Source organism: Streptomyces sp. NPDC029122 (assembly GCF_055569445.1).
This window is the reverse complement of sequence record NZ_JBVHWK010000031.1, coordinates 18059-39274: the sequence shown is the minus strand read 5'-3', so window position 1 is coordinate 39274 and position 21216 is coordinate 18059. Positions and strand designations below refer to the sequence as shown.

Sequence of the window (21216 nt, the reverse complement as noted above, 5' to 3'; positions counted from 1 at the left end):
CGCGCCTTCCGTCGTACGGCGCGTGGCGCCCGAAGGATGCCGGTCGAGGCCGCTCACGCCTCAAGGTCAGACCCCCGGTTCCCACGAGGAGCACCACACATGAGTCCTGAGACAAGGACACCGTCCCGCATGGGCCCGCTGCCCCGGCAGAGCAAGTGGCTCGCCGGCGGCGCGGTGGCCACGATGGCCATCGCGATGCTCGGCCTCTCCACCCCCGCACAGGCGGACACCGAAGCGCCCCCGACGGCGACGGTGGCCGCGGCGCAGACCGGCGACGACTGCGTGGACAACGACGACTACGAGCCCGAAGCCAAGGGCAAGAAGGCGAACCCGCGCAAGGACAAGTGCGAGGGGAAGGCCGGCCCGCCCGGACCCCCCGGCCGTGACGGCCGTGACGGCCGCGACGGCCTCCCGGGCCAGCCCGGCGTGCCGGGGCCGCCCGGACCGGCCGGACCGTGCGTGGACATCTCCACCTCGTGGGACGAGGCAGAGGTCAAGTACAAGGCCGTACTGGCCCCCAACGGCATCGTCTGGGCCGGGGTGTACGACTTCAACGCCGAGAACCCGACCGTCCCGGGCACGGGTCCCGCCTACACCTGGTACAACCTCACCACGGGGTCCCCGACCTTCCCGGCCAACCCCTGTGGCGTGACGATCGCGGAGACCGCCAACCGCGTCATCGTCGAGGTGCTCACCACGGCCGGAACCGTCTACGAAACCGAATGCGCGGTCGTCCGCGGCGAACCGGACACGCTCGACTGCCCGACGCCGGTCGTCTGGACCCCGGCGAACCCCCAGCCGGGCACGCCCCCGCCGCCGCCCCTCAACCGGAAGTCCCCGCTGAAGCCGAGCCACGTCGGGCCGGACTTCGACAAGGGCCTCACCAAGAGCAGCTAGCGCTCCGCCCCGCCGGGGTCCCGCCCGGGACCCCGGCGGGAACACACCCGCCGTGCCCGAGCGTCTTCCGGGCACGGCGGGTGGCGTCCGGCGCCGGTCCGGCACCCGCCCTCAGCCCTTGACGCAGATGACCTGCTTGAGCTTCGCCACGACCTGCACCAGGTCCGTCTGCTGGTCGATGACCTGCTCGATCGACTTGTAGGCCCCGGGGATCTCGTCCACCACCCCGGAGTCCTTGCGGCACTCCACGCCCCGCGTCTGCTCCGCCAGGTCCCGCGCGGAGAACCGCTTCTTCGCCGCCGTCCGGCTCATCTTCCGCCCGGCACCGTGCGAGGCGGAGTTGAAGGACTTCTCGTTGCCGAGCCCCTTCACGATGTACGAACCCGTGCCCATCGAGCCCGGGATGATCCCGTAGTCGCCGCTGCCGGCGCGGATCGCGCCCTTCCGGGTGACCAGCAGGTCCATGCCGTCGTACCGCTCCTCCGCCACGTAGTTGTGGTGGCAGCTGATCTCCCGGTCGAAGGAGACCTTCGCCTTCCGGAACTCCTTGCGGACGACCTCCTTGAAGAGGCTCATCATCGCCGCGCGGTTGTACTTCGCGTACTCCTGCGCCCAGAAGAGGTCACGGCGGTACGCGTCCATCTCGGGGGTCCCGGCGAGGAACACCGCGAGGTCCCGGTCGACCAGGTTCTGGTTGTGCGCGAGGTCCCGGGCCACGCCGATGTGGTGCGCGGCGAGCTCGTTGCCGATGCCGCGGGAGCCGGAGTGCAGCATCAGCCAGACCGCACCCGACTCGTCGAGACAGAATTCGATGAAGTGATTTCCGGATCCGAGGGTTCCTATTTGCTTCACGGCACGGTCGTGACGGAACTTGACCGCGTCCACGAGGTAGTCGAAGCGCTCCCACAGGTCGGAGTACCCCGTACCCGGGAACCCGTACAGCCGCCCCGGATCCACCGGATCCCGGTGCATCCCCGCACCCACCGGAATCGCCTGCTCGATGCGCGAGCGCAGCTTCGACAGGTCCCCCGGGAGGTCGTTAGCCGTCAGCGAGGTCTTGACCGCCGACATGCCGCAGCCGATGTCGACGCCGACCGCTGCCGGGCAGACCGCGTCCTTCATCGCGATCACCGAGCCGACCGTGGCGCCCTTGCCGTAATGGACGTCCGGCATCACGGCCAGGCCCTTGATCCAGGGCAGCCCGGCCGTGTTCTGGAGCTGCCGCATCGCGCTGTCCTCGACGGACGCCGGGTCCGTCCACATCCGGATCGGGACTTTAGCCCCGGGTACCTCTACATACGACATAAGACAACGATCCCCTGAAATTCACAGAAAAGCATGAATACGCGAAAAGCCGCGCTCATCACCCCAAAGCAGACAGGGAACCGGCGCCGGCACGTGCGTGTGCGATAGACATTGTGTCCATCCGTGCCCAAGTCGCGGCAACGGATTTTCCCGAGGGAGCCAGGGGAGCCAGTGGACGTGGACCGAATGCCGGCACACCGGATGCCGGTACGCCGCCGAGTCCTGCCGGGCGTCGCGATGCTCACCGCGCTCGTGGCCGGCGCGACCGGGCTCACCGGGTGCACCGACGGCAGCGGCATGGGGACCAGCGATCAGAAGGGCGGCGGGAGCACCGCCACGCCCGCGCAGCCCGGCAAGTACCGGAGCCTGCCGCAGCCCTGCAAGGCCGCCGATCCCAAGCGGCTCAGGGTCATGCTCCCGGCCGCCGACTCGCTCACCACCGAACAGCGCGACCGGCTCTACGCAGGGACCGCCGACCCCTCCTACGACGGCGACCGGCACGTGGGCTGCCGCTGGAACGCGCAGAGCCCCGAGGGGAACCTGCTGCTGTCGGTCACCTTCGAGCGCGTCGTCTCGTACGACCGCGCCACCACCAGCGACGACGACAAGGCCCGCCAGGTGTACGTACGCCGGCTGACCGACGCGAAGCTGCCCTTCCCGGGACCGGCGGGCAGCCCCGTCCCGGGCGCCGGTAACGGTACGAGTACGAGTACGGCTCCCGGTGCGCCCCCCGCGAACCCCCCGGGCGGCAGCACCGCACCCTCCTCGGCGGCCTCCGCTCCGGGTTCCGCTTCGCCGTCCGCCCCGCCCTCCCCGAGCGCTCCGAGCGCCCCGCCCGAGCTCGGCTCGCGCGTCCTGGAGGGGCTCGGCAGCGAGGCGTTCCTCGACGACGAGCTCAGCGCGGCCGGCGCCACCGCCGCGCAGGCGCGGACGGTGCGGATCGTGTTCCGCACCTCGAACGTCCTCGTCACCGTCGAGTACAGCGTCCAGCCGTCCGGACCCGGATCGGTCCCCCCGAGTGCGGAAACGCAGGACCGGACGCGCCAGTTGGCGCAGGCCCTGGCCGAGCGTTTCAGCGAGTGACGGCGCCGCCCCCAGGGGGCGCGCACGCCCCGCGTGACGGCGCGCACAGCAGGCGGGCGCCCGCTCGGGCTACCGTTGCTCGGGTCCCGCGCCCGTAACGCGCCCCGCAGAAGACCCCAACGTCTGAAGGAACCATGCACCGATCAGCCTCGCGCCTCACCCGCGTTCTCGCCTGCGCAGCCGTCCCGGTCATCCTCACCGTCGCCGGCTGCTCGTCCGACTCGGGCAAGTCCTCGGGTGGCAAGGAGTCCGGCAAGAAGCCCGATTCCTCGTCGTCCGCCAAGCCGAGCGCCAAGCCCTCGGCCGCGCTGGAGAAGGTGGCCTACGCGAAGCTGCCGGACCCCTGCAAGGCGCTGACCGGCAAGAGCATCGACTCGCTCGTCCCCGAGGCGAAGGACAAGAACGGCACGGCGGCCAAGTCGAACGACCTGTCCAACCGCGCCAGCTGCTCCTGGAACGGCCTCAAGACGGACGGCGCGAAGGGCTCGCAGTACCGCTGGCTCTCCGTCTCCCTGGTCCGCTACGACTCGCACGCCTCGCTCGGCAGCGGCAACAAGCGCGCGGAGGAGCAGTACACGAAGCAGATCGAGCTGGCGAAGACCACCGAGGGCGCGCACGACGTCAAGGCCGAGCAGGCCGGCGGGATCGGCGACCAGGCCACCTCCGTGGTCTACGGCGTGAAGAAGGACGTCGACTTCGCCAACAACTCGGTCATCGTCCGCGCCCAGAACGTCGTGGTCACCCTCGACTACAACGGTGCCGCCTACGAGGGCGCCGGCGCCCCCGACCAGGGCAAGCTGCTCCAGGACGCGATCGCCGCGGCCAAGGAGACGGTGGCCTCGGTCGAGTCCGCCAACAAGGACGCGGGCGCCGCCCCGTCGGACGCGCCGTCCGGTTCCGCTTCGCCTTCCGGTTCCGCGTCTGCTCCGTCCGGGCAGTAACCCCGCCGACAGGAGGGGCCCTACGGCACGGGTGACGCGCAGTCACCCGTACGCTGTGCCTGCCGTAGCTCGACAAGGGGAGGGGATCACGGGTGGCCGCGATGCAGCTGACTCGTACGCACCGGATACTCATCGGTGTCGTGGTCGCCGGAGCCGTGGTCATCGCGGGGATCGGTTTCGCGGGCTCGTACTCCGCGGTGCGCGCGCTGGCCCTGAAGAAAGGCTTCGGCAGTTTCTCGCTGGTGTTCCCGATCGGCATCGACGCGGGCATCTGCGTGCTGCTGGCGCTGGACCTGCTGCTGACGTGGATCCGCATCCCGTTCCCCCTGCTGCGCCAGACGGCGTGGCTGCTGACGGCGGCGACGATCGCGTTCAACGGCGCGGCGGCCTGGCCGGACCCGCTGGGCGTGGGCATGCACGCCGTGATCCCGGTGCTGTTCGTGGTCACCGTGGAGGCGGCCCGGCACGCCGTGGGCCGGATCGCGGACATCACCGCGGACCGGCACATGGAGGGGGTGCGGATCACCCGCTGGCTCCTCTCGCCCGTGCCCACCTTCAAGCTGTGGCGCCGGATGAAGCTGTGGGAGCTGCGCTCCTACGAGCAGGCCGTCGGCATGGAGCAGGACCGGCTGATCTACCAGGCGCGGCTCCAGGCCCGGTACGGGCGGGCGTGGCGGCGCAAGGCGCCCGTGGAGGCGCTGATGCCGCTGCGGCTGGCCCGGATCGGCGTGCCGCTGTCGCAGACGGCCCCCGAGGGGCTGGCGGCGGCGGGCATCGAACCGGTACTGCTGCCCCCGGCACCGGCCGCAGCCACCGCCGCACCGGCCGCCGTCCCGCCCGGCGCCCCGGCCGCTCCCGCGCTGCCGGCCGCGTCGGCGGAGCCGCTCGTACCGGCCGGGGCCGCCGGCGCCGGTGACGAGCCCGTCGGTGCGGCCGGTGCCGTCGGTGAAGCCGGGCCCCAGCCGCAGGACCCGCGGCCGCGGCCCCCGCAGCCCCGGCAGCCCCAGCCCCCCGTCCCCGCCCCGGCGCCCGCCCCCTTCGCGGTGGAGCCGACGGCCATGCCGGCCGCGCACGACAGCGCCTGGTTCGCGGCGCCGCTCGCGCCGCAGGCGTCGTACGAGGGCGGCTACAACCCCCAGTACGTCGAGGGCCTGGAGCCGACCCCGGTCATGGCTCCGGCCGGCCCCGAGGAGCAGGCCGGGCCCGCGGACACCGCCGCCGAGCCCGACGCCGACGAGGAGAAGTTCCGGGAGGCCGCCTACGAGGTCTTCCGGGCGTACATCGACGAGTACGCCCAGGTCCCGAGCCCCGCGCAGCTGGAGGAACGCCTCTCCGAGCGCCTCGGGATCGCGGACCCGCCCAGCGCGGCCGCGCTCAAGCGGCTGATCCCCGCCCTCAAGGAGCGCTACCAGCGGGACCTCATGGACGAGCACATCTCGTAGGCACACCCGCCCGCACACCGGCCGCGCCCTCGGGCCGCGCCCAGCGGGCAGCACACCGCGCGCGACCACGGCGAAGGGCCCGTACCCCCGGCGAACCAGGGGTACGGGCCCTTCCCGTACGGGTGTGGCCCCCGCGTCAGACCGCGAGCAGCTTGCGCACCCGTTCCGCCCCGACCGCCAGCAGCAGCGTGGGCAGGCGCGGACCGGTCTCCCGGGTCACGAGCAGGCGGTACAGCAGGGCGAAGAACTCGCGCTGCGCGACCTTCAGCTCCGGCGTCGGCTTGGCGTCCGGCTCCAGCCCCGCCATGACCTTCGGCACGCCGTAGACGAGGGTGGTGAGCCCGTCGAGCGACCAGTGCGAGTCGAGGCCGTCCAGCAGCAGCCGCAGGGACTCGCGCCCGGCCTCGTCCAGCGAGGACAGCAGCTCGGTGTCGGCGTCCTCGCGGACCAGGGTGCGCTGGTCGGCCGGGACCTGGGTGGTGATCCAGTTCTCGGCGCGGTCCAGGCGCGGCCGTACCTCGTCGAGGGAGGTCAGCGGCTGCGACGGGTCCAGGTCGGAGAGGATCCGCAGCGTCTGCTCGTCGTGCCCGGCGGTGATGTCGACGACCGACGCGAGGGTGCGGTACGGCATCGGACGCGGGGTGCGGGGCAGCTCGTGGGAGGCGACGCGCACGGCACGGGAGTGGGCGGCGGCGTCGGCCGGCAGCACGCTGCCGTCGGCGACCTTGGCCTCCAGCTTGTCCCACTCGTCGTACAGGCGCTGGATCTCCTGGTCGAAGGCGATCTTGAAGGACTGGTTCGGGCGGCGGCGCGCGTACAGCCAGCGCAGCAGCTGCGGCTCCATGATCTTCAGCGCGTCGGCCGGGGTGGGGACCCCGCCCTTGCTGGACGACATCTTCGCCATGCCGGAGATGCCGACGAAGGCGTACATCGGGCCGATGGGCTGCTCGCCGCCGAACAGGCCGACGATCTGCCCGCCGACCTGGAAGGAGGAGCCGGGCGAGGAGTGGTCGACACCGGAGGGCTCGAAGACGACGCCCTCGTACGCCCAGCGCATCGGCCAGTCGACCTTCCAGACCAGCTTGCCGCGGTTGAACTCGGACAGCTTGACGGTCTCGGTGAACTCGTCCTCCGTGCAGACGTAGGTCAGCTCGGTGGTCTCGTCGTCGTACGCCGTGACCTTGGTGAAGTCCTTGTTGCACGCGCCGCAGTACGGCTTGTACGGGAAGTACTCCGCGCCCTCGGCGCTGCCGTCGTCCTCGGCGGCCGCGCCGGAGCCCTCGGCGGCCTCCAGCTCGGCCTCGTCGACCTGCTTCTGCTGGGGCTTCTTGCCCGGCTTCTGCTTGGTGCGGTACTGGGCGAGGACGGCGTCGATGTCGCCGCGGTGCTTCATCGCGAACAGCACCTGCTCGCGGTAGGCGCCGGAGGTGTACTGCTCGGTCTGGCTGATCGGGTCGTACTCGACGCCCAGCTCGGCCAGGGAGGCGACCATCGCGGCCTTGAAGTGCTCGGCCCAGTTCGGGTACGGGGAACCCTCGGGCGCGGGCACGGCGGTCAGCGGGCGGCCGATGTGCTGGGCGTGGGACTCCTCGCTGACACCGGGAATGCCCTTGGGCACCTTGCGGTAGCGGTCGTAGTCGTCCCAGGAGATGAGGTGGCGGACCTCGTGGCCCCGGCGGCGGATCTCGTCCGCGACCAGGTGCGGGGTCATGACCTCGCGCAGGTTGCCCAGGTGGATCGGCCCGGACGGGGAGAGTCCGGACGCGACGACGATCGCTTTGCCCGGGGCTCGGCGCTCCGCCTCGGCGATGACCTCGTCCGCGAAACGGGAGACCCAGTCGGTCTCTGTGCTGCTCTGAGCGCTCTGAGCCACGACACGTCCTTCTATCTCGAATGCTGGCTTCGGCCATTCTCCCAGACGGAACAGCCCGCTCCGGGGTTGCTTCCACGCCTCGGTACGCACGCAGATATCCCGGGGAGCGGGCACCCGCCACGTGGGATACTCGGGACTTGTCGGAACACCCAAGCGCACGCGCACGCGCAACCTCACAGGAACGGCAGCTCATGGCCTCGGTCCCTTCCCTCGCTTCCTCCGTCGAACAGCGCGTCTCGGACGCCCTCGCCTCCGCCCTGCCGGAGGCCGGTGCCGCCGACCCGCTGCTGCGACGAAGCGACCGGGCCGACTTCCAGGCCAACGGCATCCTGGCGCTCGCGAAGAAGGCCAAGGCCAACCCGCGCGACCTCGCCGCCACGGTCCTCGAGGGCCTGGACAAGGGCGGCGTGATCAAGGACGTCGAGGTCTCCGGCCCCGGCTTCCTCAACATCACCGTCTCCGACGAGGCGATCATCCGGACGCTGGCCGCCCGCGCGGCCGACGACCGGCTGGGCGTGCCGCTCAACGCGTCCGCCGGCACCACGGTGATCGACTACGCGCAGCCGAACGTGGCCAAGGAGATGCACGTCGGCCACCTGCGGTCCGCCGTGATCGGCGCCGCGATGGTCGAGATCCTGGAGTTCACCGGCGAGAAGGTGATCCGCCGCCACCACATCGGCGACTGGGGCACCCAGTTCGGCATGCTGATCCAGTACCTGCTGGAGCACCCGCACGAGCTGGACCACAAGTCGGACGAGGAGGTCTCCGGCGAGGAGGCCATGTCCAACCTCAACCGCCTCTACAAGGCCTCGCGCGCCCTCTTCGACTCCGACGAGGAGTTCAAGACGCGCGCCCGGGCCCGGGTGGTCGACCTCCAGGCGGGCGACCCCGAGACCCTGGCGCTGTGGCAGCGGTTCGTGGACGAGTCGAAGATCTACTTCTACTCCGTCTTCGACAAGCTGGACATGGACATCCAGGACGCCGACGTCGTCGGCGAGTCCGGCTACAACGACATGCTGGTCGAGACCTGCAAGCTGCTGGAGGAGTCGGGCGTCGCCGTCCGCTCGAACGGCGCGCTGTGCGTGTTCTTCGACGACGTCAAGGGCCCCGACGGCAACCCGACCCCGCTGATCGTCCAGAAGTCCGACGGCGGCTTCGGCTACGCCGCCACCGACCTCTCCGCGATCCGCAACCGCGTCGCCGACCTGTCCGCCACGACCCTGATCTACGTGGTGGACGCGCGGCAGTCGCTGCACTTCAAGATGGTCTTCGAGACGGCCCGCCGGGCCGGCTGGCTGGGCGAGGACGTCAAGGCCGTGCAGCTGGCCTTCGGCACGGTCCTCGGCAAGGACGGCAAGCCGTTCAAGACCCGCGAGGGCGAGACGGTCCGGCTGGTGGACCTGCTGGACGAGGCCGTGGAGCGGGCGGCGGCCGTCGTGCGGGAGAAGGCCCAGGACCTCACGGAGGAGGAGATCGCCGAGCGCGGCGCCCAGGTGGGCATCGGCGCGGTGAAGTACGCCGACCTCTCCACCTCCGCGGCGCGCGACTACAAGTTCGACCTGGACCAGATGGTCTCGCTGACCGGTGACACGTCCGTGTACCTCCAGTACGCGTACGCGCGCATCCAGTCGATCCTGCGCAAGGCGGGCGAGGCACGGCCGGTGGCCCACCCCGAGCTGGAGCTGACGGCCTCGGAGCGTGCGCTGGGCCTGCACCTGGACGGCTTCGGCACGCTGATCGCGGAGGCTGCGGCCGAGTACGCCCCGCACAAGCTGGCCGCGTACCTGTACCAGCTGGCCTCGCTGTACACGACGTTCTACGCCGAGTGCCCGGTGCTGAAGGCCGACACCCCGGAGCAGGTCGAGAACCGCCTGTTCCTGTGCGACCTGACCGCGCGGACCCTGTCGAAGGGCATGTCCCTCCTCGGCATCCGCACCCCCGAGAAGCTCTGACGTCCCACGCGACGACCCCCGGCGCAGGTGCACCGGGGGTCGTCGCGTTTCCCGGCCCGGACCCGACCCGCAGGGCTAGGGTGGAAGGCGTCCGATCCGAGGAGGAACCGGAAATGACGACCGCGACGCCCTCTCCCGGCCGATCCGTGCCGCCGATGCCGGAGTACACGCCGAAGGCCCTGCGCGCCGCCATAGCCGCTCACGCCCCGGCGCTGCTGCCGGACTTCGACGCCGCTTGGCGGCAGCAGATCGCCGATGCGTACGACATCGGGCCCGTCCCTGCGTTCATGGCCCGCTGGTGGGGTGAGTACGCCCTCGCCCGCGATCCCGGACTCGACCGGCACGTGGCTGACCTCGAAGCGCGCGCCGCAGCCGCCACGGACGTCGAGACCGCCCGCAAGCTGCTCGACGAGGCCTCCCGCATCCGGCACGGGCAGCGCGAGCTGGAGCCCGGCGGGTGAGCGAGGAATTCACCGGCCCACCGTGGGCCGTGGACTACACCCAGGATGCCGACAAGTACCGGCTCAGCCTCTCGGACGACGTCCGCGAGGCACTCCGGGAGACCATCTTCGAACTGCTGACCGCCCGCCACCCGTACCGGGGAGACGGAGTGGAACCCGCCCGCTCCACCGTTCCCCGGGGTCCGCACATCGCGTACTTCGACAGCAATCGCGGTTGGGTCCGGTTCACCTTCCTCCCCCGGGTGGCCGAGCCCCAGATCGTGGTGGAAGAGCTGTTCTGGCAGTAGCCGGCCCCTTCCGCTACGCCGTGCCGAAGACCTCGACCTTGCAGCGGGGGCTGCCCGAGCGGGCGATCCTCGCGTCGCAGGTGACCAGCGGGACTTGGAGACCCTCCGCGAGGGCGACGTACGTCGCGTCGCACGCGGAGAGGTTCGCGTACAGCTCGCGCACCCGGGGCAGGACCGGCGCGTGTTCCATCCTGCGGACCGGCAGCGCCGCGAAGTCGTCCCAGGCGGCGTCGAGCTGGCCGTCCGTGAGCTTTCCGCCCCTGTGGCGGCCGAGCAGGGCGTGAGCGACCTCCACGTCGAGCAGGTGCGGGGCCGCGAGGCGTTCGCCGAGGACCCGCTCGCGCAGCGCCTCGCCGACCGGTCCCGCGTCGGCGACCAGCATGACGACCGCGCTCGCGTCGATCACGATCATTCGCGCCGCCGCCCCGCGGCCAGGTCCGCGAGCACCTCGTCGGCACTGAGCCGTGCCGAGACGCGCGCCCGGATCCGGGTGACGACGTCCTCGATCGAGGGGGAGGCGGCCTCTTCCTCCAGCAGGGTGCGGGCGTAGGCCTGGAGGGACTGGCGGTTGCGGGCGGCCCGTATCTTCAGCTCGGCGAGCGCCTCGTCGGACAGATCACGCACGTAGAGAGTGGCCATGCGACAAGAGTAGTCGCACTGCCAGCATTGTGCTGGCAGACGGCGGGGGGTGGGACGTCGGGTCACCCGTACGGGCCGATTCCGGCCGTGCGTGGGCCGGGTAGGGGTTGGCCCGTCCTTCCCCAGCGCCCCGACGGAGGCATCCGTGCCCGACATGAACGGCCCCTACAAGCCCGGCACCCCCTGCTGGATCGATCTGATGGTCCCCGACCAGCAGGCGGCCCTCGACTTCTACTGCGACCTCTTCGGCTGGCAGGGCGAGGTCGGCCCGGCCGAGCAGGGCGGCTACTCCGTCTGCACCCTCAAGGGCAAGCCGGTCGCGGGGATCATGAAGGCCATGAACCCGGACGGCACGGTCCCCGACCCGCTGCCGCCGACGGTGTGGACCACGTACCTGTCCACGGACTCCGTCGACTCCACCCTCAAGTCCGTCACCGACGCGGGCGGCACGGTCATGACGGGGCCGATGGACGTCATGGACCTCGGGCGGATGGCCGTGGTCTCCGACCCCGCCGGCGCCGTCTTCGGCCTGTGGGAGCCGGGCACCTTCGACGGCGCGGGCATCGTCAACGAGCACGGTGCGCTGATCTGGAACGAGCTCACCACCAGCGACCTCCAGGCCGCCGCCGCCTTCTACTCCTCCATCCTGCCGGTCACCACGGCCCGGTCCGAGGTGCCCGGCTCCGACGTGTACGTCGAGTTCAAGGTCGGCGGCCGTGCGGTGGGCGGGATGATGGACATGAGCAAGCTGCCGCCGGGCGTGCCGCCGCACTGGCAGCCGTACTTCCACGTGGACAGCGTGGACGAGGTCCAGGCCGCCGCAGTCCGCGCCGGCGCCACCGTCCTCGCCCCGGCCTTCGACATGATGGTGGGCCGCATGGCCGTCCTCGCCGACCCGCAGGGCGGCGCGTTCTCGGTCATCACGGCGACGGCCCCGGAGCAGCCGGCCTGACCCCCGTCCCCAGCCCGTGGGCAACGCGCCGCCGTCCTCGCGCAGGGCGGCGCGCGCAGCGGCCCTGCGCGAGCGGCGTCAGTAGTGGTAGCGGGCCTGGGCGACCTCGACGGCCCCGTCCCTCACGCGGTACACCAGCCGGTGCTCGTCGGTGATCCGCCGGGACCACCACTCGGACAGGTTCTCCTTGAGCGGCTCCGGCTTGCCGGCGCCCTCGAACGGCGTGCGCTGGATCTCCTCGATCAGGCGGTTGATCCTCTTGAGGACCTTCGGATCGGCCGTCGCCCAGTAGGTGTACTGCTCCCAGGCCCGGCCCGAGAAGACGACCTTCACGCGGCGGACCCTTCGTCCTCGTCCTCGCCGATCAGCTCCCTGGCCTGTCCCCGGCCGGCGTCCAGTTCCGCGATGGACTCCATCAGGATCTGCGCGTTGCGCGGCGAGCGCAGCAGGTAGACGGTCTCCTGCCAGGACCGGAAGTCCTCGGCGGACATGATCACGACGTCGCCGTGCTCCCGGGAGGTGACCTCTATGGGCACGTGGTCCTCGTTGACCTGCCGGATCAGCGGGTAGAAACGCCGCCGGGCCTCATTCGCCGAGATCGACACGGACTCGCCTCCCAGTACAGAGTCGTACGGGATTACCGTACCAGTCGGGGGTTCCGGCTGCCACGGATCACCGGCGCCGCCACCAGCGGCGGCGGGCGTTCCGCCCCCGCAGGTCGGCGGCGGCCGCCCGCGCCGCCTCCGCCCGCTCGGCGTCATCGAGCACCGCGTAGAGCTCCGCCGCCCGCTCCAGGGCCTCGGCGGCTTCCGCGTGGCGGTCCAGGGCGTACAGCGTCAGCGCCAGCGCGTCGACGGCGTCGACCCGGCACTCCGGGTCCCCCGCCTCCGCCAGGAGGGCGCAGGCCCTCTCCTGTGCCTCCAGGGCCTGTTGGAGCCGGCCCGCAGCGAGGTGCAGCCGCCCGAGGCCGTCCAGGCTCACTCCCTGACCGAGCAGGTCGCCCTCCGCCGTGAAGATGGCGAGTGCCTCCTCGTAACAGCTCCGGGCCTCCTGATCCCGGCCCAGCCGCAGCAACGAGTCGGCGAGCCGGCTCAGGGTGCCCGCCTGCTGCTTCCGGTTGCCGAACTCCCGCTGCGTGGCAAGGGCCCGTTCCCTCGCGGCCAGGGACTCCTCGTGCTGTCCGGCCTTCCAGAGCGCGTCCGCGAGGGAATCCAGTGCGGACGCCTCGCGATGGTGGTCCCTGCGGGCGCCCATGTCCGAGGCCACCTGCCGGTACAGCGCGATGGCGTCGTCCAACTGCCCGAGCTGCGCGTAGACCTCGCCCAGACTGGCCATCGCGGTGCCCTCCGCGTGGCGGATGCCCTGCTCCCGGAAGATGCGCAGCGCCGCCCTGAGGGCCCGCTCCGCCTCCGCCCACCGGTTCGCGGCCATGTAGACGCTGCCCAACGTGTTCAGGGCCTTGCCCTCCCCCATCCTCAGGGAGTTCTCCAGGAACAGCTTCAGCGCCTGGGTCAGCAACGGCATCGCCTCCTCGGACCGGTCGGCGCCGACGTACGCGAGGCCGAGGTCGTACAAGCGCGCACCGTGTTCCTCGGGGTCCGTCGGGTCCACGATCGCGAGCATCCTCTGGCCCACCAGCACCGCGTCCTGCCGGTACCGGTAGATCTGGAGGTACGGGAGCAGCCGCTTGCCGAGTGCCCCGGCGAGTTCCGGCCGCCCCGCATCCCCCGCGAGGCCCACGGCGGCGACGAGCAGGTCCCGTTCCGCGTTGAGCCAGTCCAGCGCCTGCGCCACTGACGGAAGCCCCGGCCCCGGGGCCACCGGGGCGCCGTTCACCCCCAGGGCACCCGTCGCTTTCCTGGTGTCCAGGGCCAGGCTGCCCAGCAGGGCGTCGATCGCCTCCTCCCGCCCGTCCTCCGCCGCGCACTCCTCCCCCCGCTCCCGCGCGTACAGCCGTACCAGGTCGTGCATCCGCCAGCGGCCCGAGCCGACCGGCTCCTCCGCCAGCAGGGAGGCCCGTACGAGCGCGGCCAGCTTCGGGCGCAGCTCGGCGGGCGGCACCCCGGTCAGCAGCCCCGCGTACGCCGTGGCGCAGTCCGGGCCGGGGTTCACCGTCAGCAGCCGGAAGACGCGGGCCTGGTCCGCCGGGAGGCGCCCGTACGAGAGGTCGAAGGCCGCCCGGACCCCGTCGTCCAGTTCCGAGTCCAGCTTCGCCAGCCGGGTCCGCGCGTCGGCCAGCCGGGCCGCCAGCTCCGTGACGCGGAGCCCCGGATCCCCCGCCAGCAGCGCGCCCGCCACCGTCAGGGCCAGCGGCAGCCGCCCGCACCGCTCCGCCACCTCGCGGAGGGCGTCCGCCTCCGCCGCCGGGCGGGGGTCCTGCGGCCAGGTGCGCAGCACCGCCCCCGCGAGGAGCTCGGCGGCCGAGTCCGGCGCCAGCTCGTCGAGCGGGACCACGCGGGCGGAGAAGTCCCGGTGGCCGAGCCGGTGCCGGGAGGTCACCAGCAGCCGGTGCGCGGTCCCGGCCGGTACGAGGTCCCGTACCTGGCCCACCTCGCCCGCGTCGTCGGCGACGATCAGCACCCGCTGCCCCGCCCGGGCGAACTCCGCCAGCCTCGCCTGGTACAGCGCCGCCCGGCCGTCCTGGGACTCCGGCATGTCCGCGTCCCGGATCCCGAGCCGGCGCAGCATCTCCCGTACCGCCTCGGGCCCGCTCACCCCGCCGCCGGGGGCGTACCCGCGCAGGCGCAGGAAGAAGACGCGGTCCCCGAACCAGCCGAGCTCCACCGCCCGGTGCGCCGTCGCCACGGCGAGCGCGCTCTTGCCGACGCCCGCCAGGCCCGCCACGACCGCGACCGTGGGGCCGCCCTCGGCGAGGAGGGCGGTCAGCTCCCCGGCCGGCCCGTCCCGCCCGACGAGTACGGCGGGCGCCTCGGGCAGTCCGAGCCCGGCCCCCGGCGCGGGCCCAGCCCCCGGGGCGTAGGTGACGTGGTCACCGGCGACCTGGGTGATCCGGGCGTTCCCCTCGGCCCGCGCCCACTGTCCGGCGGTCACTCGGGCTGTCCGCCCGGCTCACCGCCGCCGCCGCGCTGCTGGACCCGGGCGTCGCCGTCCGCGCGGGCCCGCTGGTCGACCCGGCCGGGGGCGGCGGGACCGCCGTCCTGGGTGATCCGCGAGGTGCCGGAGGCGCGGGCGCGCTGCCGTACGGAGTTCCCGTCGCCCTCGGCGCCGCTTCCGGCCCACCAGCCGCCGACCAGCGCGATGACGGCGGCCATGGCACCGCCGAATCCGGCGGCGACGGAGGCCCGGTCGGAGTCCTTCTCAGGGAACCAGCCGAAGGGGTCCCACAGCCCGAGCCTGAAGGCGATCAGGAACCCGGTCCCGGTGGCCGCGACCACCACAACCCACCGCCACGGACGCGCCATTGATCCCCCTCCGGTCCGATCCTCCGATCAGCCGAAGCTAGCAGCCGCCCGGGCTGAACTCCGCCCACACCGCCTTTCCGGGCCGCCTCGGCAGCGCCCCCCAGGCGTCCGCGACCCCGGCCACGAGCAGCAGCCCGCGCCCGGGCGGCCCGCCCGTGATCCGGGAGAGCCCGGGCCCGCTGTCGTGCACCTCGACGCGCACGCAGCAGCCGAAGTTCAGCAGCCGCAGCCGGTACGAGCGGCCGCGCGGGACGCCGTACCGCAGGGCGTTGGTGGCCAGCTCGCTGACGCAGAGCACGACGTCGTCCCGCCGGGCGGGAATGTCCCAGGCGGTGAGGGTCTCGCGGGTGAAGTCCCGTGCGGTGGCGACGGTCTGGAAGGCGCGGGGGAACAACCGCTCGCGCATCAGGCCGGGTTGAGTATTTAGGTTCACGGGACGATGGTGGCGTGGCGTGACTAGCCTGTGACCCTGCGCCAACCCGTACTCCTTGATGAGTACGGGTCGGCGAGGGGTAATCCACGTCCGAAGGCGGGGAGTCCATCGCCATGCCACCCAAGAAGCGCCCGCGCCCCAACGCGACGACCATGAAGATGGTCGGCCGCCAGGTAGCCGCCGCCAGGGCCGCCAAGGGCCTGACCCAGAAGGAACTCGGCGCCCTGGTCAAGGTGGACGAAGAGACCATCGGTTCCATCGAACAGGGCCGCCGCACCTTGATGCCGAACGTCGCCGAGCTCATGGACTTCCACCTGAACCTTCCGGGCCTGCTGACCGTCGCAGCGCTGGAACTGCCCGCTGTCGACACGACACCGCCTTGGGCCGAGGAATACCTGGACCTGGAGGCCAGGGCGAGCGCCCTGTCCTGGTACGCAAGTCAGCTTCTGCCGGGCCTGCTCCAGACGGAGGGTTACGCGCGGGCACTCTTCAAGACGCGCTTGCCGGCCCACACCGCGGAAACGATCAACGCCCTGACCGAGCAACGCTTGGCACGAAAGGAGATCCTTCACCGCAAGACACCGCCGACGATGAGCTTCGTCATCTGGGAGCCGGCCGTTCGCTTCCGTCTCGGCGGCCCAGAAGTACACAGGGAGCAGCTGCGACACCTGATCTCATGCACGGAACTCCGGAGTGTTTCCATCCAGGTGATGCCACTGGACCAGACCGCCCACGCGGCCCTCGACGGCCCCTTCACCATCCTGGAAACGTCAGATCACCAGTACCTCGGCTACACCGAGAACCAGCGCAGCAGCCAGCTCTGCTACGACAAGGAAGAGGTCAGCATGTTGGCCCACAGGTATGCGATGCTGCGAACGCAAGCCCTCAACATCGAGCAAACTCAAGGGCTGTTGAGCCGCATGCTAGGAGAGCTATGAGCACCGAACTGAAGTGGTTCAAGTCCAGTTACAGCGGCAGCGATGGCGACGCATGCCTCGAAGTAGCGCTCGACTGGCGCAAGTCGAGCTACAGCAGCGACGAGGGCGACAAGTGCGTCGAGGTAGCCACCTCCCCCGCCGCCGTCCACGTCCGGGACTCCAAGGTCACCGACGGTCCCGTCCTGGACCTCGCCCCCGCGAGCTGGGCGGCGCTGACCGGCTGGGTCGGCCGGTAGCACCGCCCGGGCGGGATCAACCCGTGATCGGGTACGACGTGCGTCCCGACGCCTCGTCGATCTCGTCGTGCGCCTTGGTGAGCAACTGTTCCTTCAGATCGTTGAGCGCGCGCGCCGCCGCGAGCTCCTCGCCCACCCTGGGCTGATTGCCGTCACTGGGGTGACGGCTGGCGTAGCCGTGCGAGCGCAGCTCGCTCCCGTCCGGGAGCCGGACGAGGGCGGCGGCGCGGGTGCGTTCGTCGTCCTCCTGGAACTGAACGTCGACGTGCCATCCGACGGCATCCTTCATGGCGATCACCTCCGTGCCCGCTGCTTTCCAGCGTGCACCCGTCGGCGCCCGTGCGCGCGCTCAGCGTCCCGGCGGGGCCGTGCGCTCCGCGATCAGACGGGCCAGGCCGTCCAGGATCCGGTCCAGGCCGAAGCGGAACTGGAAGTCGGGCTCGCCGGAGCCCGTGAAGGCGTCCGATTCCAGCAGCCGCGTCAGCGCCGGGTGGCTGTCCGGGGCGGTCAGCAGGCGCAGGGTGGTCACGTACCGGCCCATGACCTGGTCCGGGGGGACGCCGCCCTTGATGATGGCGTCCATCATGTCGGCGGCCATGGTGGCCTCGTTCCGTACGAGCCCGCCGATCAGGATGATCGCGGAGAGCTTCTCGCCCTCCTCCAGGGCCGTGCCCGCCATGGAGGCGAGGCCGCGTTCCATCCACGCGAGCTGGTTCGGTGAGGCCGGCGCGGCCGTGAGCGGGATGCGCAGGATCCACGGCTTCGACATGAGCAGGGTGCGCTGGGCGTACGCCCAGTCCGCCAGCAGTTCCCGCCAGCCCCACCCCTCCGCCTCGGGCGGGAGCGGGGGCGGGGTGCCGACGCCCGCCTCCGACATCAGGATGTACAGCTCTTCCTTCGCCGTGACGTAGCGGTAGAGGGACATCGTGGAGACGCCCAGCTCCTTGGCCACGCGGCCCATGGAGACGGCGTCCATGCCCTCGCCGGCGGCCAGGGCCACGGCCGCGTCGACGATCTTCGCCAGGGTGAGGGTGGGGCGCGGGCCCTTGCCGGGGCGTTCGCGCAGGCCCCAGGCCATTTGCAGGCTCACCGGGAGGCCGGTTGCGTCCGCCGGGCCCTTCTCCATCGCCGCCCCCTCCCGTGCCGAGTCGTTGACCCACATCCTAGTTCTGTGTATTACTTACACAGAAGCGCGTAGCCCATACGCAGAAGGGACCGTGTCACCGTGACCACGAACGACCCCGCCCTGTACGCCCGCGGCCTGACCAAGTCCTACGGCGGCACCCGCGTCCTCGACGGCCTCGACCTCGCCGTCCCCCGCGGCTCCGTCCTCGCCCTGCTCGGCCCCAACGGCGCGGGAAAGACCACCTCCGTCCGCATCCTCGCCACCCTGACCGCACCGGACTCCGGGACCGCGCGCGTGGCCGGGCACGACATCACCGGCGCACGGGCCCGCGTACGCGAAAAGATCGCCCTGACCGGGCAGTTCGCGGCCCTGGACGACCTCCAGACCGGCGCCGAGACGCTGCGCATGACGGGCCGGCTGAGCGGACTGTCCGCCCGCGACGCCCGTACCCGCGCCGGCGAACTCCTCGACCGCTTCGGCCTGGCCGAGGCCGCCGACCGCCTCGCCCGGACCTACTCGGGCGGGATGCGGCGGCGCCTGGACCTCGCCGCGAGCCTCGTCGGCAGGCCCGAGGTGCTCTTCCTGGACGAGCCCACCACCGGACTCGACCCGCGCAGCCGCCTCGAACTGTGGGAGGTCGTACGGGAGATGCGCGCCGACGGCACCACCGTCCTGCTCACCACCCAGTACCTGGAGGAAGCCGACCGGCTCGCCGACCGGGTCACCGTCCTGGAGGAGGGCCGGATCGCCGCCGAGGGCACCCCGGCCGAGCTGAAGGCCCGGGTCGCCGGACACCGCCTCGACCTCACCCTGACCAGCCGGAAGGCCTACGAGACCCTCGCCGCCCGCGCCGTGCACCACGCCCCCGACGAGCTGACGCTCGGCCTGGCCACCGACGGCTCCGCCGCCCACGTACGGGCCCTGCTCGACGAACTCGACCCCGACCGCACCGTCGTCGGCCGCTTCACCGTGCGCACCGCCACCCTCGACGACGTCTTCCTCGCCCTGACGGGAGCCGCCCGATGAACCACGCCACCGCCCTCACCCTGACCGGACGCAGCCTGCGCATCAGCCGCCGCAGCCCGGACGCGCTGATCGCCGCCCTGATGCTGCCGGTGATGCTGATGCTGATCTTCGTCTACTTCTTCGGCGGGGCCATCGACACCGGCACGGAGTACGTGACGTACGTGGTCCCGGGGGCCATGCTGCTGTGCGCGGGCTTCGGCGCGGCGAGCACCGCCGTGAGCGTGGCCGACGACATGAAGAACGGCGTCATCGACCGCTTGCGCTCCCTCGACGTGGGCGGCCTGCCGATCCTGGCCGGGCACGTCACGGCCTCGGTCGTACGGAACCTGCTCTCCACCACCCTGGTGCTGGCCGTCGCCCTCGCCATCGGCTTCCGCCCCTCCGGCGGCCCGCTCGCCCTGCTCGCCGCCGCCGGGCTGCTCGTCGCGTACATCACGGCGATCTCCTGGCTCGCCGCCTCCCTCGGACTGCTGGCCCGGACCCCGGAGGCGGCCGGCGGGTTCACCTTCCTGATGATGTTCCTGCCCTACCCCTCCAGCGCCTTCGTCCCCATCGACACCATGCCGTCCTGGCTGCACGGCTTCGCCGGGCACCAGCCGCTGACCCCGGTCATCGAATCGCTGCGGGCCCTGCTGCTGGACCAGCCCGCCGGGAGCACCCCGTGGACGGCCCTCGCCTGGTGCGCGGGGATCACCGCCCTGGCGCTGACGCTGGCGGCGGCGCTGTTCCGCCACCGGACCCGCTGACCGCCCCGAAGGGCCCGCGCCGGAGTACGGCGCGGGCCCTTCGAACGGACCGGCGGTCAGCGGGTCAGCGGGTAGGAATGCTTCCCGGAGACCTCGTCGATCTCCGTGTGCGCCTTCTGGAGCAGCTGGGACGCGAGATCCATGAGCGCCCGCGCGCCCGCGATCTCCTCCCCGACCCGCAGCTGCTCCGGGTCGGAGGGATGGCGCATGGCGTAGCCGCGCGCCCTCAGTTCGCAGCCGTCACCGAGTCTGAGCAGGGCCGCCGCACCGGTGCGGTGGCCGTCCTCGGTGAACTCCAGCTCCACGTGCCATCCGGCGAGCGTGGCCATGCCGGATCACCTCCACAGTCGGACTACCCCTCCAGGGTGCGCCCGCCCCGCCGGACCCGCGCGGCGGGGCCTAGCGCTCGGCGCGCAGCCGGAGCGCGACCTCGGTCGCCCAGTACGTCAGGATCGTGTCCGCGCCCGCGCGCTTGATGCCGAGCAGCGTCTCCATGATCGCCCGGTCGCGCTCGATCCAGCCCTTCTCCGCGGCCGCCTCGACCATCGCGTACTCGCCGCTGATCTGGTACGCGGCCACCGGCACGTCCACGGCCTCCGCGACCCGGTGCAGGATGTCCAGGTAGGGGCCGGCCGGCTTCACCATGACCATGTCGGCGCCCTCCTCCAGGTCCAGCGCCAGCTCCCGCAGCGACTCGCGGGCGTTGGCCGGGTCCTGCTGGTAGGTCTTGCGGTCGCCCTGGAGGGAGGAGGCGACGGCCTCGCGGAAGGGCCCGTAGAAGGCGGAGGAGTACTTCGCCGTGTAGGCGAGGACGGCCACGTCCTCGTGCCCCGTCTCGTCCAGCGCGTCGCGGATGACGCCGACCTGGCCGTCCATCATCCCGCTCGGGCCCACCACGTGGACGCCCGCGTCGGCCTGGACCTGCGCCATCTCCGCGTACCGCTCCAGCGTCGCGTCGTTGTCGACGCGGCCGTGCTCGTCGAGGACTCCGCAGTGGCCGTGGTCGGTGTACTCGTCCAGGCACAGGTCCGACATGATCACCAGGTCGTCGCCGACCTCGGCCTTCACGTCCCGGATCGCGACCTGGAGGATGCCGTCCGGCTCCGTGCCCGCCGTGCCCAGCGCGTCCTTGTTCTCGTCCGCCGGGACACCGAAGAGCATGATCCCCGAGACCCCCGCCTCGACCGCCTCGACGGCGGCCTTCCGCAGCGTGTCCCGGGTGTGCTGCACCACGCCGGGCATCGCCGAGATCGGGAGCGGCTCGCTGATGCCCTCCCGCACGAACGCCGGCAGGATCAGGTCCGAGGGGTGCAGCCGGTACTCCGCGACCATCCGCCGCATCGCCGGGGTGGTGCGCAGCCGGCGGGGCCGCGAACCGGGGAAGGATCCGTACGCGCTCATCTTCTAGTCGCCTCTTCGAGCATCGACAGCAGTCGCCCCAAGCCTAGGGCCCGCCC

25 protein-coding genes are annotated in these 21216 nt (G+C 71.9%); 12 read left to right on the top strand and 13 right to left on the bottom strand.

Going from position 1 to position 21216, the window contains the following annotated elements; genetic code table 11:
• Nucleotides 1–99: 99 nt before the first annotated feature.
• Nucleotides 100–897 (top strand): hypothetical protein, encoded by a 798-nt coding sequence (locus ACZ4WZ_RS28470; RefSeq protein ID WP_467894674.1) that lies wholly within the window; start codon nucleotides 100–102, stop codon nucleotides 895–897.
• A gap of 111 nt (nucleotides 898–1008) precedes the next feature.
• Here ACZ4WZ_RS28470 and ACZ4WZ_RS28465 read toward each other — a convergent pair whose 3' ends face one another.
• Complete coding sequence (locus ACZ4WZ_RS28465) at nucleotides 1009–2202, bottom strand: RtcB family protein (protein WP_467894672.1); 1194 nt, start codon at nucleotides 2200–2202, stop codon at nucleotides 1009–1011.
• Between the two features lie 186 nt (nucleotides 2203–2388).
• Here ACZ4WZ_RS28465 and ACZ4WZ_RS28460 point away from each other — a divergent pair, with 186 nt between their 5' ends.
• The 3 genes from ACZ4WZ_RS28460 to ACZ4WZ_RS28450 all read left to right on the top strand — a co-directional run bounded on the left by ACZ4WZ_RS28460 (nucleotide 2389) and on the right by ACZ4WZ_RS28450 (nucleotide 5668).
• Nucleotides 2389–3285 (top strand): DUF3558 domain-containing protein, encoded by an 897-nt coding sequence (locus tag ACZ4WZ_RS28460; protein ID WP_467894787.1) that lies wholly within the window; start codon nucleotides 2389–2391, stop codon nucleotides 3283–3285.
• Between the two features lie 134 nt (nucleotides 3286–3419).
• Nucleotides 3420–4226, top strand: coding sequence for a DUF3558 family protein (locus ACZ4WZ_RS28455; protein WP_467894670.1), 807 nt, complete (start codon nucleotides 3420–3422; stop codon nucleotides 4224–4226).
• A 92-nt stretch (nucleotides 4227–4318) separates the two neighbouring features.
• On the top strand, nucleotides 4319–5668 hold the full coding sequence (locus ACZ4WZ_RS28450) for a DUF2637 domain-containing protein (protein ID WP_467894668.1): 1350 nt from the start codon (nucleotides 4319–4321) through the stop codon (nucleotides 5666–5668).
• Nucleotides 5669–5804: 136 nt separating this feature from the next.
• Here ACZ4WZ_RS28450 and lysS read toward each other — a convergent pair whose 3' ends face one another.
• The gene (lysS, locus tag ACZ4WZ_RS28445; RefSeq protein WP_388939504.1) at nucleotides 5805–7541 is read right to left on the bottom strand and encodes a lysine--tRNA ligase; all 1737 of its coding nucleotides are present in this window, start codon (nucleotides 7539–7541) and stop codon (nucleotides 5805–5807) included.
• Between the two features lie 191 nt (nucleotides 7542–7732).
• Between lysS and argS the strand changes: the two genes are divergently transcribed.
• From argS to ACZ4WZ_RS28430, 3 genes are all read left to right on the top strand, one after another.
• Nucleotides 7733–9493, top strand: coding sequence for an arginine--tRNA ligase (argS, locus tag ACZ4WZ_RS28440; RefSeq protein ID WP_467894666.1), 1761 nt, complete (start codon nucleotides 7733–7735; stop codon nucleotides 9491–9493).
• 113 nt (nucleotides 9494–9606) lie between these two features.
• On the top strand, nucleotides 9607–9954 hold the full coding sequence (locus tag ACZ4WZ_RS28435; protein WP_467894664.1) for a DUF6247 family protein: 348 nt from the start codon (nucleotides 9607–9609) through the stop codon (nucleotides 9952–9954).
• Nucleotides 9951–10241 carry a hypothetical protein gene (locus ACZ4WZ_RS28430; protein ID WP_467894662.1) on the top strand — a complete coding sequence of 97 codons (291 nt, stop codon included), beginning with the start codon at nucleotides 9951–9953 and terminating at the stop codon, nucleotides 10239–10241. The genes ACZ4WZ_RS28435 and ACZ4WZ_RS28430 overlap by 4 nt, the downstream gene beginning before the upstream one ends.
• Nucleotides 10242–10254: 13 nt before the next feature.
• Here the strand turns inward: ACZ4WZ_RS28430 and ACZ4WZ_RS28425 are convergent, their stop codons facing one another.
• Both ACZ4WZ_RS28425 and ACZ4WZ_RS28420 read right to left on the bottom strand, forming a co-directional pair.
• The gene (locus ACZ4WZ_RS28425; RefSeq protein ID WP_467894660.1) at nucleotides 10255–10653 is read right to left on the bottom strand and encodes a type II toxin-antitoxin system VapC family toxin; all 399 of its coding nucleotides are present in this window, start codon (nucleotides 10651–10653) and stop codon (nucleotides 10255–10257) included.
• The gene (locus ACZ4WZ_RS28420; protein ID WP_467894658.1) at nucleotides 10650–10880 is read right to left on the bottom strand and encodes a FitA-like ribbon-helix-helix domain-containing protein; all 231 of its coding nucleotides are present in this window, start codon (nucleotides 10878–10880) and stop codon (nucleotides 10650–10652) included. The genes ACZ4WZ_RS28425 and ACZ4WZ_RS28420 overlap by 4 nt, the downstream gene beginning before the upstream one ends.
• A 154-nt stretch (nucleotides 10881–11034) precedes the next feature.
• Between ACZ4WZ_RS28420 and ACZ4WZ_RS28415 the strand changes: the two genes are divergently transcribed.
• Nucleotides 11035–11832 (top strand): VOC family protein, encoded by a 798-nt coding sequence (locus ACZ4WZ_RS28415; protein WP_467894784.1) that lies wholly within the window; start codon nucleotides 11035–11037, stop codon nucleotides 11830–11832.
• A 78-nt stretch (nucleotides 11833–11910) separates the two neighbouring features.
• Here the strand turns inward: ACZ4WZ_RS28415 and ACZ4WZ_RS28410 are convergent, their stop codons facing one another.
• From ACZ4WZ_RS28410 to ACZ4WZ_RS28390, 5 genes are all read right to left on the bottom strand, one after another.
• Complete coding sequence (locus ACZ4WZ_RS28410; protein WP_467894656.1) at nucleotides 11911–12165, bottom strand: Txe/YoeB family addiction module toxin; 255 nt, start codon at nucleotides 12163–12165, stop codon at nucleotides 11911–11913.
• Nucleotides 12162–12437 (bottom strand): type II toxin-antitoxin system Phd/YefM family antitoxin, encoded by a 276-nt coding sequence (locus ACZ4WZ_RS28405; protein ID WP_467894654.1) that lies wholly within the window; start codon nucleotides 12435–12437, stop codon nucleotides 12162–12164. Before ACZ4WZ_RS28405 ends, ACZ4WZ_RS28410 begins: the two co-directional genes overlap by 4 nt.
• Before the next feature lie 67 nt (nucleotides 12438–12504).
• Nucleotides 12505–14883, bottom strand: a complete 2379-nt coding sequence (locus tag ACZ4WZ_RS28400; protein ID WP_467894652.1) for a tetratricopeptide repeat protein — start codon at nucleotides 14881–14883, stop codon at nucleotides 12505–12507.
• Nucleotides 14880–15254, bottom strand: a complete 375-nt coding sequence (locus ACZ4WZ_RS28395) for a hypothetical protein (protein ID WP_467894650.1) — start codon at nucleotides 15252–15254, stop codon at nucleotides 14880–14882. The genes ACZ4WZ_RS28400 and ACZ4WZ_RS28395 overlap by 4 nt, the downstream gene beginning before the upstream one ends.
• Before the next feature lie 37 nt (nucleotides 15255–15291).
• On the bottom strand, nucleotides 15292–15687 hold the full coding sequence (locus ACZ4WZ_RS28390) for an ATP-binding protein (RefSeq protein ID WP_467894648.1): 396 nt from the start codon (nucleotides 15685–15687) through the stop codon (nucleotides 15292–15294).
• 113 nt (nucleotides 15688–15800) lie between these two features.
• Between ACZ4WZ_RS28390 and ACZ4WZ_RS28385 the strand changes: the two genes are divergently transcribed.
• Both ACZ4WZ_RS28385 and ACZ4WZ_RS28380 read left to right on the top strand, forming a co-directional pair.
• A complete protein-coding gene (locus ACZ4WZ_RS28385) occupies nucleotides 15801–16625 on the top strand; it encodes a helix-turn-helix domain-containing protein (RefSeq protein WP_467894646.1) in 825 nt (274 codons plus the stop codon).
• Nucleotides 16622–16861 (top strand): DUF397 domain-containing protein, encoded by a 240-nt coding sequence (locus tag ACZ4WZ_RS28380; protein ID WP_467894644.1) that lies wholly within the window; start codon nucleotides 16622–16624, stop codon nucleotides 16859–16861. Before ACZ4WZ_RS28385 ends, ACZ4WZ_RS28380 begins: the two co-directional genes overlap by 4 nt.
• A gap of 16 nt (nucleotides 16862–16877) precedes the next feature.
• Here ACZ4WZ_RS28380 and ACZ4WZ_RS28375 read toward each other — a convergent pair whose 3' ends face one another.
• Nucleotides 16878–17150 (bottom strand): DUF1876 domain-containing protein, encoded by a 273-nt coding sequence (locus tag ACZ4WZ_RS28375; protein WP_467894642.1) that lies wholly within the window; start codon nucleotides 17148–17150, stop codon nucleotides 16878–16880.
• 60 nt (nucleotides 17151–17210) lie between these two features.
• Nucleotides 17211–18023 (bottom strand): TetR/AcrR family transcriptional regulator, encoded by an 813-nt coding sequence (locus ACZ4WZ_RS28370; protein ID WP_467894640.1) that lies wholly within the window; start codon nucleotides 18021–18023, stop codon nucleotides 17211–17213.
• Between the two features lie 63 nt (nucleotides 18024–18086).
• On the opposite strand from ACZ4WZ_RS28370, the gene ACZ4WZ_RS28365 reads away from it, so the two are divergent.
• Both ACZ4WZ_RS28365 and ACZ4WZ_RS28360 read left to right on the top strand, forming a co-directional pair.
• Nucleotides 18087–19013, top strand: coding sequence for an ATP-binding cassette domain-containing protein (locus ACZ4WZ_RS28365; RefSeq protein ID WP_467894637.1), 927 nt, complete (start codon nucleotides 18087–18089; stop codon nucleotides 19011–19013).
• On the top strand, nucleotides 19010–19759 hold the full coding sequence (locus ACZ4WZ_RS28360; RefSeq protein ID WP_467894635.1) for an ABC transporter permease: 750 nt from the start codon (nucleotides 19010–19012) through the stop codon (nucleotides 19757–19759). The genes ACZ4WZ_RS28365 and ACZ4WZ_RS28360 overlap by 4 nt, the downstream gene beginning before the upstream one ends.
• 56 nt (nucleotides 19760–19815) lie before the next feature.
• Here the strand turns inward: ACZ4WZ_RS28360 and ACZ4WZ_RS28355 are convergent, their stop codons facing one another.
• A complete protein-coding gene (locus ACZ4WZ_RS28355) occupies nucleotides 19816–20088 on the bottom strand; it encodes a DUF1876 domain-containing protein (RefSeq protein WP_388939524.1) in 273 nt (90 codons plus the stop codon).
• Nucleotides 20089–20158: 70 nt separating this feature from the next.
• Nucleotides 20159–21160 carry a porphobilinogen synthase gene (gene hemB / locus ACZ4WZ_RS28350; RefSeq protein ID WP_467894633.1) on the bottom strand — a complete coding sequence of 334 codons (1002 nt, stop codon included), beginning with the start codon at nucleotides 21158–21160 and terminating at the stop codon, nucleotides 20159–20161.
• Nucleotides 21161–21216: the final 56 nt, after the last annotated feature.